The following is an 11,607-nucleotide window of genomic DNA, read 5'->3' on the forward strand; positions in this document are numbered from 1 at the left end:
ACAGCATTTTTTGAGCACTGCGGGCCAGTGCGTGGTTTGCCGTCGAATTGCCTGTCCGGCAAATAAATCGGCGGACAAGCTGTGCAAGATCGAATTTCGCTTTTGACCCGTGCGGCCACGCTCCCTAGGCTGAGCTTTGCCCTGCGTCTCATACCTTGGGACGAGACGGGAGCAGGTGCTCGAGGAACTGATTATCGAATGACAGCAGCTGCCCGACACGCGTTTGAAGAAGCCCAGGCGCTGGAAAATGCCGGCGACCTCGACAAAGCCCTGGTTTCCTACCTCAAGGCTCAGGAACTTTCGCCCCAGGACACGGAAATTGCCTACCGGACCGCAAGCGCGCTTCTGCAGGCAGGCTATCTGGAAGAAGCCCAATCGCAATTGCGCCGGATCGTCTTCGCGGAACCCGAACACCTCGGCGCCCGCGCGAGCCTCGGCAATTGCCACCTTCTTCTCGGCGATATCCCCAATGCCAGACAGAACTTCACGGAAGTTCTTGAGCTGGCACCCGATAACCGCAATGCGCTTTTCGGGCTGGCCAGTGTTCTGCTCAAGGACAACAAACCCGCCGAAGCCGAAGGTCACGCGAGACATCTGTTGAACCTGCTCCCGGACTCGGCACCTGTTTTGACGCTGTTTGCGGAAACGCAGGACAAGTCGGGACAGGCCTCGGCGGCGATCGCCGCCTACCGCAAGGCGCTCAAATCCGCACCCGATCATGTACCGGCTCTGCTGGGCCTGTCTGACACCCTGCTGCGCCGCAAGCGGTTCGATGAGGTCGTTGAGTTGTCCATCCGGGCAAACAGGCAGATACCGGCCGATCCGCTCCCCATGGAAATGCTGTCGGATGCGCTTTCGGGAAAAGGCGACCTTGAGGATGCCCGCGAGGCAGCGGAAGAAGCGCTCAGGCTCAGTCCTCGCTCCGTGGCGGTTCTGGTCCGGCTTAGTGTCCTGTCGCGCAAAATCGGACACCCTGTCACAGCGCTGAAACACGCTCTCACCGCACATGACCTGGACAAGTCGGCCCATGGACCGCTTAACGCACTGGGCGCGGCGCTTGCTGCCCTCAAATATTCCAATCAGGCGCGATCCGTCCTGACGGCGCTTTCTGCGGGTAAAGGGCTTGAGCCTGACATCAGGCTTGTTGTCGAGAGCCTGATCGAAAATGAGACAGCCCGGCTGGCCGATGAGGCCGCGCAGCGGACGGCAACACCTGCGGCACCCGACGCAGAGCCAGAGATGGCCAAGCCGACAGCTGCCTCGTCAAAGACCGGGAGCAAAACCCCCGCTGCTCATGGTCTGCCCTCTCATGATCCCGGAACCATGACCCGGTCGACCAGAATTGTGGAACCGGTTGCCGAGGCGCCGGTCGGCGCGGATGATCAGGTGCCGAATGTGCTCGGGCTTCAACGTCAGGACCGGTCTTAGGCCCTGCCGTATCGCGGCTTCGGTCAGAGGCTGCGTTCAAAAATCGCCACGAAGAAACCATCCGTTCCCGTGGACGCCGGAGTCATCAAGAGGTCTCCGCGTTCGGTGACATAACGCGGCTCCGGTGTCTTTGGCAGGGCGGCTTTCCAGGCGTCCAGAGCCGACACCGTTTTGAAGTCGGGCGTGTTTTTCAGGAACCATTCAGCCTGATCCTCGTTCTCTGCCGGCAAAACGGAACAGGTTACGTAAACGAGGCGACCGCCCGGTTTTACATAACGGCTGGCATTTTCAAGAACGTGACGCTGATCCTCGATGCGGTCGGCCAGAGCCTTTTCGGTCAGACGCCATTTCGAATCCGGCCTGCGGCGCCATACGCCGGTGCCTGTGCAGGGGGCATCCATGAAGACGAGATCCATCTGGCCCGTAAGGTCCTCCAGATTGGAACTGGCCGGATCGCGTACCTGAATATTGCGGACGCCGGCCCGTTGCAGGCGTTCATGGATCGGGGCAAGGCGCAGCCTGTCGGCGTCATAGGCGTAGAGCTGACCCTTGTTCTGCATGGTGGCCGCAAGCGCGAGGGTCTTGCCACCGCCGCCGGCGCAGTAATCCAGAACCTGTTCGCCCGGTTTGGCCTGAGCAAGGATGGCGGCGATCTGGCTGGCTTCGTCCTGAAGTTCGAACCAGCCCTTGCGATATCCTTCCTCGGCCTGAACATGCGGCACGCGGCCGGATCCGGGCTTGGCTTCAATGCGCATGCCGACAGGTGACAGGGACGCCGGCAGGGCGCCCGTGTGCGCGAGGCGCTTGAGAAGCTTGTCGCGATCGGATTTCAGGGTGTTGGTCCTGAGATCGACCGGCGCGCGCTGTGCAAGCGCCCTGCCCTCCTCGACAGCCTTTTCGCCGAAGACCGACTGAAAGCCAGGCCAGAGCCATTCGGGGACGTCAGCTTGCGCATGCGCCGCCGGGTCGCCGTTTCCGGGAGCCGACAGTCTGCCTTGTTCTTCATCCGTGAGGGCTTCCGGCGCGTGCTGGTCCTGTGCCAACACTTCGGTGAGAACCGGAACGCCTTTTTCCCATGTGAGGGCGTAAGTCGCCAGGATGAGTGCGCGCGGCGAGCCCTCCTGGACGGCTTCCGCCAGAGACGCCTTGTTGCGCAAGGCGTCGAAGACGAGATTGCCGATGGCGGTTCTGTCGCCGGAACCGGCAAAGCGGTGTGCCGCTCCCCAGTCACGCAGGGCAATCTGAACCGGCCTGTGGCGGGTTTCAACCTCGGTTAAGACTTCAATTGCCGCCGCGAGGCGTCCGCCATCTTTCATATCGAATCCCTGGGGTTGGACCCCAATCGGTCCGCACCGAATATAATGCTATCAAACGTTGGAAGGATAGTTCGGGCTTTCCCGCGTGATTGTCACGTCATGAGCATGGCTTTCGCGAAGGCCCGCGCCGGAAATCTGCACGAACCGTGCCTTTTCCTGAAAATCTGCAATGTCCTTGCCGCCGACGTAGCCCATGGCGGCGCGAAGACCGCCGGCCAGTTGATGCAGTACGCTGCTGAGCGCTCCCTTGTAGGGAACCTGGCCCTCGATACCTTCGGGAACGAGTTTCAGGCTGTCACGCACTTCCGCCTGGAAATACCTGTCCGCCGATCCTCGTGCCATGGCGCCGACCGAGCCCATGCCGCGATAGGATTTGTAGGACCGGCCCTGATGCAGATAGACCTCGCCGGGGCTTTCCTCCGTACCGGCGAGCAGCGAGCCGACCATGACCGAAGCGGCGCCGGCTGCAATCGCCTTGGCCAGATCGCCGGAAAACTTGATCCCGCCGTCGGCAACCACGGGAACGCCGTGCCTGTCGGCCTCATTGACCGCTTCCATGATGGCCGTGAGCTGCGGCATGCCGACACCGGCTACGATCCGGGTGGTACAGATGGATCCCGGGCCGATGCCCACCTTGACAGCATCGGCGCCTGCATCGATCAACGCCTTTGTGCCTTCGGACGTAGCGACGTTACCCGCCAGGACCTGAACCGAATTGGAAAGCTTCTTCACCCGTTCGACCATGTCCAGAACCTTCTGGGAATGACCGTGGGCGGTATCGACGACAACCATGTCGACACCAGCATCGACCAGGCGTTCCGCACGCGCGAACCCTTCCTCGCCGACGCTCGTCGCCGCTGCGACCCTCAGACGGCCCTGCGCGTCCTTGGAAGCATTGGGGTTGAGCTGCGCCTTTTCCATGTCTTTCACGGTGATGAGGCCGATGCAGTTCCGGCTCTCGTCGACCACCACAAGCTTTTCGATGCGGTTGTGGTGCAGAAGCCGCTTGGCGTCTTCCTGACTGACATTGTCGTTGACCGTGATCAGATTTTCACAGGTCATCAACTCATGTATCTTCTGATCCGGGTTGGACGCAAAGCGCACGTCGCGGTTGGTCAGAATGCCGACGAGCTTGCCAATCGCCTGCCCGCCTGAGCCGCCGTTCTCGACGACAGGCACGCCTGAGATACCGAAATGTTTCATCAGGTTAAGGGCGTCCTGCAGGGTCGCGTCCGGTCCGATCACCACCGGGTTGACGACCATGCCGGATTCGAATTTCTTGACCATGCGGACTTCCTCGGCCTGCTGGTCGAGAGAAAGATTGCGGTGAATGACGCCGATGCCACCGGCCTGGGCCATCGCAATGGCGAGGCGGCCTTCGGTGACCGTATCCATGGCGGAGGAAAGGATCGGAATATTGAGTTCCAGTTCCCTCGTGACCCTGGTGCGCAGATCCACCTGGCCCGGAAGGACTTCCGAATGACCGGGGATAAGCAGGACATCGTCGAAGGTCAGGGCTTGCTGTCCGGTCGGTGGGACAAAGAAGGATGCCATTGCCAATTCCCCTTTAAAAAAATAAACGCGACGCAGGCCTGTCTATAAAGCCTGCATCTTTCGAGTCGCTTCGGCTGTGCCGGAGAAGTTGGCGCGGGTCAATAACACGCAGGTGACAGAATGAAAAGAGCCTTGGGTCTGCTTTCCATGCGGTTTGTCTTCCTTGGACGGAATTCAGTTCGCTTCCGTCCGCTAGAGCGCTTCACCTTTGAGCGGATTGATGGCTTCAGGAAGACGCTCGAGACAGCCTTTGCATTGCAACTGCGTTGGGACGATTTCCTGAACTCAATTTAACGCGATATGCTCCAAAGTTCCGCAGCTCAATCCTGTTCCAGATCACTGCCGCGGAACCCCTTGGCAATCACGTAAAGCTCCGGGCTTTCCTTGCGGCTGGCCGGTGGCTTGAGGTGCGAGACGGTCTTGAATTCCCGTTTGAGATCCAAAAGCAGCGAATTTTCGGTGCCACCACGGAAAACCTTCGCCAGAAAGGATCCTCCTGGCACAAGATTGCGGCGGGCAAAATCGATGGCGATTTCAAACAGATGAGTCGTGCGCAGATGATCCGTCTGCTTGTGCCCGGTCGTGGGTGCGGCCATGTCCGAGAGGACCACATCCGGTTTGCCGCCCAGGGCTTCCATCAGTGCCGCCGGTGCGTCGTCGTCGAGAAAGTCCTTTTTCAGAAAGGTGACACCGCGTACGTGATCCATGTCGAGATAATCAATACCGACAACCTTGGGCGCATCGATGCTCGATTGGACGCGATGAGCTGCCACCTGACACCAGCCGCCTGGCGCACAGCCGAGATCGACAACCCTGTATCCAGGTTTCAGCAGCTTGTGGCGGTCATCGATTTCGATGAGCTTGTAAGCTGCCCTCGACCTGTAGCCGTCAATTTTTGCCCGCCGTACATAGGGATCGTTCAACTGGCGCGACAGCCAGCGGGTGGACGATTCGCGACGGCCGGCCGATGTCTTCACCTTAACGTGCAGCCCCCGGTCACCGGTGCCTTTTTTAGACCCGCTCATGCTCTGTTCCTTTGACGGCCGCGATCCTGACGGTTGCCGGACCTCCTGTGGGTCCAGACGCCGTCGGCCGACATCAATTCCGTTAAAATTCCCTCGCGCAATCCCCTGTCAGCAACGCGCAGCCGCGAGCAGCTCCAACGGCGGCGTATGGCTTCCAGGATGGCGCAGCCGGCCAAGACCAGATCGGCACGATCCGCGCCGATGCACGGGTTCTCGACGCGCGCCTCATAGGGCATATCGCGAAGCTGATCAATCATTCTGCCGACATCGCCGTCCTCGAGCCAGGTTCCGTCCACCCGGCGCCGGTCATAGCGCTTCAGTCCGAGATGCACGCCGGCAAGGGTCGTGACTGTTCCGGACGTGCCGAGCATATGCACCTTCCCGGAGGAAATGGCCTCCGTCAGGCTGCTGGCGAGGCTGAAGGAAGCCAGGTGTTCGGCGGCATCCTCGACCATCGCTTCGAAGACATCCGGCGTGACATGCACTCCCCCGTGACGCTCGGCAAGATTGACCACGCCGACCGGCAGTGAAATCCAGGAGCGGATAAAGCGCGTCAGGGCGTAGCCGCGCGCACCGCAGCGATTGCGCAGGTCCAGCCAGACGATTTCCGAAGATCCGCCACCGATATCGAAAAGGATGACACCGTCCGCATCGTGATCGACAAGCGACGCACAGCCGGCAACCGCCAGCCGGGCCTCCGTTTCCCGATTGACGACCTCCAGTGCGAGCCCTGTTTCGGATTGGACGCGCTCGATGAATTCGGTCCCGTTTTCCGCCGCACGGCAAGCTTCCGTCGCAATCAGGCGTGAGCGGGAAACGCCCCTGTCCGCCAGCTTTCGATGACAATTCGCCAGCGCATCGATTGCCCTGTCCATTGCGGCATCGCCGAGCCGTTTGTTGGACCCGACCCCCTCGCCCAGCCGGACAATGCGGGAATAGGCGTCCACGACCCGAAATCCGCGCTCCTCCGGCCGTGCGATCAGCAGCCTGCAGTTGTTGGTTCCAAGATCGAGGGCGGCATATAGAGAGCCGCGATGATGCCCGTTTCTGGCCCGTTCCCTGGTACCACTGCTCCAGTTTGTGCGGGGCTGTTTTTCCTGCGTTTTCGCCAGCCGAAGATCAGCGTCCCTTGCGGACGGCTCACGCACTGTATGTGCCGGATCACCGGCATGGGCAGGTTTTGCACGCGAAGATCCGCTGTCCGGAGTGGCGCGGGTCTCAGAGGACGCGCCCCCCGCTGCACCGTCCACGGATTGCCGTCTGCGCCGTCCACGCCGCCACGCCGCTTTTTTTCCTTTCAGGCTGGTCGCAGCATCGTTGCAAGGTGTCGTGTCCCGATCCTCAGCGCCGGAGAGCGGATTCCGGTTGGCCGCGCCGTCGTGTCCACCCTGCCCCGGACTGCGTCCCCGGCGGCGTTTCTTGCGCCGTTTTCCGGGATTGGACGCGGTTGCGCCCTCCGCTGCAGGCTGCGCCGGCGGTTGGGAACTGGTTTCGACGGTTCCGGATACAGCTTTGGCCTGAACAGGTCCTGCCCTCTGGGGCGAACCCGTTGCGGCGGCATTTTCCTGCGCTGCCGCCTTGGCTTTGGAACCCTGGCCTGAGCGACGCTTGCGGCGCCGTCTGCCAGGTCCCTTGAACTCCTGCGGAGTTCCGCTGTTGCCGGACACGTCAGCGGTACGACGCCCGTTCTCGGGCGGTTCCTGACCTGACTGAGTCACTTTGTGCCTTTCAGGTCCCGGCGTGCCGGCCATAAACGGGGCGCTGCCGGGGACCATGTCTTTCGTTGACAAAACTGTAACAGGTTGGCCGCCGATGGAAAAGCACATAACAGCCGACGAAAGATCCTGACTTTTGCGAAACTGGTCTGAGCGCAGCTATTTCACAAAAAAGTCGAAAGCGACCCTTGCAATCGTGAATATGATGGATGTATATGCGGCACACTCGTTGCTGCAGAGGCTTCCAAGCCAGACAACTGCCGGAACAAGGTGCCCGGTTACCGGGCCGCGTTGGGGAATAGGTTAACGGTAGACCCACGGACTCTGACTCCGTTAGTCCTGGTTCGAATCCAGGTTCCCCAGCCAACTCATTTCCTAAAGACACTGATATATCAACGATAAGCGCAAGATTTTCCGATCTGTTGTCTCAATCGATTCCAACACCTTTTCAATCAAAACCGGTCCCTGGACCGCTCATGGCATTTGACTGCTGTTTTCCTGGTTGATGTGTGATCGGCTGCCTCAAACTATCCGCTTCCCATCGTGTTCGTCACCCGGCGACTTGATTGCTCCTAAATTCTGCCGGTATCATACAGTCGTGAGGTACGTTCCTCAGTCCTGACGGACGTACCGCATGAAAAATGTTCCGGCGACCCGCCGCGTATCCGAGGTAAGGTTGGGCTATGTTGATGAGGTTATCTCGTCCCGGGCCAAGGTTTCGAAAGGCAGCATCGTGAAGAAATACAAGGTTGATCCGGCAACTGTCATTTCGGATGAGCAATCGCTCCGAAGCCTGTTTCCGGCGATGTCTCCCCTCGCCGTGAAGAAGTGCCAGACCTCACTCGACGACCATGCGCAAGCCTTCATCAGGCGGTCGCCGTTCATATGCCTCGGCACCCAGAATGCGGACGGGAGAGCCGATGTCAGTCCGCGCGGCGACCCTGTCGGCTTTGTTCGTATTCTCGACCGGAACACGCTGGCGATACCGGACCGTCCCGGCAACAACCGCCTCGACAGTCTGGTCAATATTGTCGCCCACCCAAGCGTCGGACTGTTGTTCATCGTTCCGGGATTTGACGACACCCTGCGCGTCAATGGTGACGCCAGTCTGGTGAATGATCCCGAGTTGCTCAAGAGCATGAGCGTTCAGGACCGCGTTCCCAAACTAGCGATCGTGGTCGATGTAAAGGAGGTCTTCCTGCATTGCGCCAAGGCATTCCGGCGCTCTCACTTGTGGGATCCGGCTAGGTTTCAGAACCGAAGCGAAATGCCCTCGATCGCAAAGATCATTCTGGACCAGACGACAGGTGCTCCCGACGATGACGAGGAGATGCGCAGGATAGATGACGATCTGGAAGCTCAATACAAGCGAACGCTTTACTGATGTTTTTAGAGGGGCACGGTGTGCCGAAGCTCGGGGACCGGCGGGTGCTCGGTTTTCGCGGAATGCGACAGAGCCGAGCCCCGGATGCTCAAAAAGTGGCGGCGATGCCGATGACGGGACCATGGGTGATGGTGTCATATGCGAAGCTTGAGGGGCCGGTCCGGCCGTTGTCGTAATCGACGCTCAGCACCTTGTATTGGAGGTGGGCCGACCAGATATCGTTGAAACGATAGCCTGCCCCGCCCTGGAGGTTCCAGGTGAAATCGGAAGCAATACCAAAGCCTCCGATATCGGCGCGGGCGTTCAGCGACCACTTGTCGGTCAGATCGTGTGACCCGCGCACACCGATCACCGGGTCCCACCAATCGTCTCCACGGGTGGTGGTGAAAGACCCGGCGATAGATCCTGTGACGTTGAGATCCAGTGAAATGTCCCAATACCGGCCGCCGGCATAGACATCGACGTGGCTGTTCGCGGATTTGAATAGCCGGTAGGTCAGCATGGTCTCGGCGATCAACTGGCCGACGCCGACGCGTGCGCGCCCACCGGTCGCCAGAATATCCCGGGCACTTCCGAGCTTCATGTAAGCAACGTCGATAAAGGCACCGAAGCGCTCCCTGTAGAGGGCTTCCGCGTAGATCATTCCGCCGAAATGAAGGTTTTCGAGGATGTCACCCGTGCCGATATCGATGTCCGTGTTCGGCAGACGCCCAACCTGACTGGTGCCGGTAATGTTCGCACCGACAAAATAAGGGGCGACGATGAACTGCCAGGCACGGTCGACCCGGACATTGACCTCATCGCCTGCTCCGGAAACATCCGCGGCCATTGCGGTACCGGCAGGCCAGGCAACGGCAGCCGCCATCGCGATGATCGGCAGTGACCACTTCTTGCGTCGCGGATTCAACATGCGCGCCCCTTTTTCCGGTTTGTCCTGGCCTGTCCTTTTCAGAGCACCTTGGCCTTCGTCCTTATCGCCCCGACTCGCGTAAAACCTTACAGGGCGACTGTATGCGTCCGGAACGCCGGGGAATATTCGGATTTTTTACAGCAGGAGCTTTTAGGACTCAGTCTTTTCCCTTGGTTAGCGACTTGATCAACAGCGTCAGGATCGGGGTAAGCAGAGCTTGAATTGTTCCATCCAACGGATTGCGGGAAAAATTCACCAGACTGTTCTTCACCGCCAGCAATTCATCCCGGACGGCTTCAACCTCGTCCTGGATGTCCCCTGCCCTGGCCTCGAGGTCCTGCAAACCGCCGTCCCGGACTTCCCGGGCCAGATCAAGTTCGGGTCCGGTCGTCAAGCGCGAAGCCCACAGAACAAGAAGGGCCGCAATCAGGAAATCAGCAGCCGCGACACCGAGCGCGGCATAGACCGGGCCCCAGTTTTCTTCCAGAGCGAAAAAACCGGCGACATTGAGCATTCCGAGACCGAAGATGCAGATCAGGCCGGCGAATGCCGTGGCTCCAATCCGTTTGGTGGCGACGCTGATCTTCGCTTCGATAATCAGAAGCTCCGCGCGCCAGATGATCCGCATTGTACGAACGAAACTGTCCATAATACCCCCTATCGCCGAAGCAGGGCGCCGATCACGACGCCAAGTGCGAGCGCTCCCAGAACCGCGGTGACCGGGCGTTCCCTGATTTCCTCTCCCGCGTTTTCCATAAGTTCCGAAAGTTTGTGTGTGAGGTCCCCGAGTTCGTCCTTCCCGGGTATTTCATCCGGGTCAGGTTTCTGCGGAGTTTCTGAACTCTCGGCCGGCGTTTTTTTCGCGCGCTGCCGACGAGGCTTGCGCTTTGTCTCGGAGTCCGCCTTCAATTGTGAAATTTCGTTCCTCAGACCGGAAGCGCCGGGCATGGACAGTATCCTTCGCAATCAGGTGTCGACATTAGCTTAGGGTTCCTGGCGAAAAAAGGCTAAACTTTAAATTGTTCCGGGTGTTCGAGCGCGAGGGGAGAGACTGCACGATGGAGAATGAGCGCGTCATGCCGGACGAAAAACAGGAGGACAAGGCATACTTTCAGCTGTTCCTGATCGGCTTGCTCGCCCTGGCGACAGGCGCCGCCTTTCTGGGGCTGATCTGGGATTATCTGATCGCGCTTTTTCTGGCGGCCGTTTTCAGCGCCATGTCCGCCCCCTTGTATCGCCGGGTTTTCGAGCGCACCGGACACCGCAAGAGCGTTGCGGTCGCTATCACGCTTTTGCTTCTGTCGGTCGGTGTACTTTTGCCACTCGGCGCGGTGATAGTCCTGGGTGTGCAACAGGCGGCAGGCGTTGCCAAGACAACGTCGGCCTGGCTCGAGACAGTCGATATCGCAGCAATCGAAAAGACATTGCCGGGCTGGCTCCCCTTCGAGGTCGATGTTGCCGGGCTTGGAGCAACGGTCGCTCAGAAGATCGGGCAAGCGGCAGGACAGATAGCCGATTTTTTTGTGGTAGCCTTGTCCCAGGTGACCAAGGGCACCGTCACTTTCTTTCTGAATATCTTCATCATGCTCTATGCGATGCTGTTTTTCCTGCCGCAGACCTCAAACATGTTCCAACAGATGCTGATCCATTCCGGACTGCCGTCTGAGGTGCAGAATACATTGGCCGACAGGGTTGTCTCCATCAGCCGCGCGACCATCAAGGGAACTTTCCTGATCGGTGTCGCCCAGGGGGTTCTTGGCGGAATCGGTTTCTGGATAGCCGGGCTGCCGGGCGCCGCATTCTGGGGATGCGTCATGGCGGTTTTTTCCGTTATCCCCGGCATCGGCCCGACGCTCGTTCTGATTCCGGGCATAATCGTTCTGGCGGCGAATGGACAACTGGTCGCGGCCGCCGGGCTTGCGATATGGACGGGTCTGGTGGTGACAACCGTCGACAATCTGCTGCGCCCTATTCTGGTTGGGCGCGACACGAGGATGCCCGACCTTCTTGTCCTGATCAGCACCTTTGGCGGACTTGCAACCTTCGGAGCTGTCGGACTGATTGTCGGTCCCGTGATCGCGGGTCTGTTCCTGACGGTATGGGCCGTGTTCGAACAGTCCCTCCGGTCAGGTGGATTTACCGAGGAGGCCAGTGTGAACCCTTCCATGCCTGACACCGGTCCACCGGAACAAACGCACCTTGCCCGGGAACTGGAAACTCTGCGCGCTGAATTGGAAGTCCTGAAAAAACAGAGGTGACATTGTGCCGGACAGAC

General features: G+C 59.6%; 9 protein-coding genes and 1 tRNA gene. 4 read left to right on the forward strand and 6 right to left on the reverse strand.

Translation table 11 applies throughout. The features are described from left to right. The first annotated feature begins 198 nt into the window (after positions 1–198). The gene (locus OA90_RS12620) at positions 199–1,428 is read left to right on the forward strand and encodes a tetratricopeptide repeat protein (protein WP_068411785.1); all 1,230 of its coding nucleotides are present in this window, start codon (positions 199–201) and stop codon (positions 1,426–1,428) included. A 23-nt stretch (positions 1,429–1,451) separates the two neighbouring features. Here OA90_RS12620 and OA90_RS12625 read toward each other — a convergent pair whose 3' ends face one another. The 4 genes from OA90_RS12625 to OA90_RS29275 all read right to left on the reverse strand — a co-directional run bounded on the left by OA90_RS12625 (position 1,452) and on the right by OA90_RS29275 (position 7,041). Next, positions 1,452–2,744 (reverse strand): RsmB/NOP family class I SAM-dependent RNA methyltransferase, encoded by a 1,293-nt coding sequence (locus OA90_RS12625; RefSeq protein WP_068411788.1) that lies wholly within the window; start codon positions 2,742–2,744, stop codon positions 1,452–1,454. A 51-nt stretch (positions 2,745–2,795) separates the two neighbouring features. Next, positions 2,796–4,298 carry an IMP dehydrogenase gene (gene guaB / locus OA90_RS12630; RefSeq protein ID WP_068411791.1) on the reverse strand — a complete coding sequence of 501 codons (1,503 nt, stop codon included), beginning with the start codon at positions 4,296–4,298 and terminating at the stop codon, positions 2,796–2,798. 320 nt (positions 4,299–4,618) lie between these two features. After that, positions 4,619–5,323 carry an RlmE family RNA methyltransferase gene (locus OA90_RS12635; RefSeq protein WP_068411794.1) on the reverse strand — a complete coding sequence of 235 codons (705 nt, stop codon included), beginning with the start codon at positions 5,321–5,323 and terminating at the stop codon, positions 4,619–4,621. Beyond that, positions 5,320–7,041, reverse strand: coding sequence for a Ppx/GppA phosphatase family protein (locus OA90_RS29275; RefSeq protein WP_244274609.1), 1,722 nt, complete (start codon positions 7,039–7,041; stop codon positions 5,320–5,322). The genes OA90_RS12635 and OA90_RS29275 overlap by 4 nt, the downstream gene beginning before the upstream one ends. Before the next feature lie 289 nt (positions 7,042–7,330). Between OA90_RS29275 and OA90_RS12645 the strand changes: the two genes are divergently transcribed. Both OA90_RS12645 and OA90_RS12650 read left to right on the forward strand, forming a co-directional pair. Beyond that, positions 7,331–7,404, forward strand: a tRNA-Gln gene (locus tag OA90_RS12645). Positions 7,405–7,771: 367 nt separating this feature from the next. Continuing rightward, positions 7,772–8,422, forward strand: a complete 651-nt coding sequence (locus OA90_RS12650; RefSeq protein ID WP_068412324.1) for a pyridoxamine 5'-phosphate oxidase family protein — start codon at positions 7,772–7,774, stop codon at positions 8,420–8,422. A gap of 88 nt (positions 8,423–8,510) precedes the next feature. Here OA90_RS12650 and OA90_RS12655 read toward each other — a convergent pair whose 3' ends face one another. Further along, positions 8,511–9,332: a hypothetical protein gene (locus OA90_RS12655; RefSeq protein ID WP_068411796.1), complete on the reverse strand. Its 822-nt coding sequence runs from the start codon at positions 9,330–9,332 to the stop codon at positions 8,511–8,513. 157 nt (positions 9,333–9,489) lie between these two features. Next, complete coding sequence (locus tag OA90_RS12660; RefSeq protein WP_156510477.1) at positions 9,490–9,981, reverse strand: phage holin family protein; 492 nt, start codon at positions 9,979–9,981, stop codon at positions 9,490–9,492. Positions 9,982–10,390: 409 nt separating this feature from the next. Here OA90_RS12660 and OA90_RS12670 point away from each other — a divergent pair, with 409 nt between their 5' ends. Then, positions 10,391–11,590, forward strand: coding sequence for an AI-2E family transporter (locus OA90_RS12670; protein ID WP_068411805.1), 1,200 nt, complete (start codon positions 10,391–10,393; stop codon positions 11,588–11,590). Positions 11,591–11,607: the final 17 nt, after the last annotated feature.

The sequence above is a fragment of the Labrenzia sp. OB1 genome (assembly GCF_001624695.1).
GTDB lineage: Bacteria > Pseudomonadota > Alphaproteobacteria > Rhizobiales > Stappiaceae > Roseibium.

What these genes read in the sequence shown, in the direction of transcription:
- OA90_RS12670 (WP_068411805.1), top strand. Translation starts at nt 10,391, where the DNA reads ATGGAGAATGAGCGCGTCATGCCGGACGAAAAACAGGAGGACAAGGCA.
- guaB (WP_068411791.1), bottom strand. Translation starts at nt 4,298, where the DNA reads ATGGCATCCTTCTTTGTCCCACCGACCGGACAGCAAGCCCTGACCTTC.
- OA90_RS12655 (WP_068411796.1), bottom strand. Translation starts at nt 9,332, where the DNA reads ATGTTGAATCCGCGACGCAAGAAGTGGTCACTGCCGATCATCGCGATG.
- OA90_RS12620 (WP_068411785.1), top strand. Translation starts at nt 199, where the DNA reads ATGACAGCAGCTGCCCGACACGCGTTTGAAGAAGCCCAGGCGCTGGAA.
- OA90_RS12635 (WP_068411794.1), bottom strand. Translation starts at nt 5,323, where the DNA reads ATGAGCGGGTCTAAAAAAGGCACCGGTGACCGGGGGCTGCACGTTAAG.
- OA90_RS12660 (WP_156510477.1), bottom strand. Translation starts at nt 9,981, where the DNA reads ATGGACAGTTTCGTTCGTACAATGCGGATCATCTGGCGCGCGGAGCTT.
- OA90_RS12625 (WP_068411788.1), bottom strand. Translation starts at nt 2,744, where the DNA reads ATGAAAGATGGCGGACGCCTCGCGGCGGCAATTGAAGTCTTAACCGAG.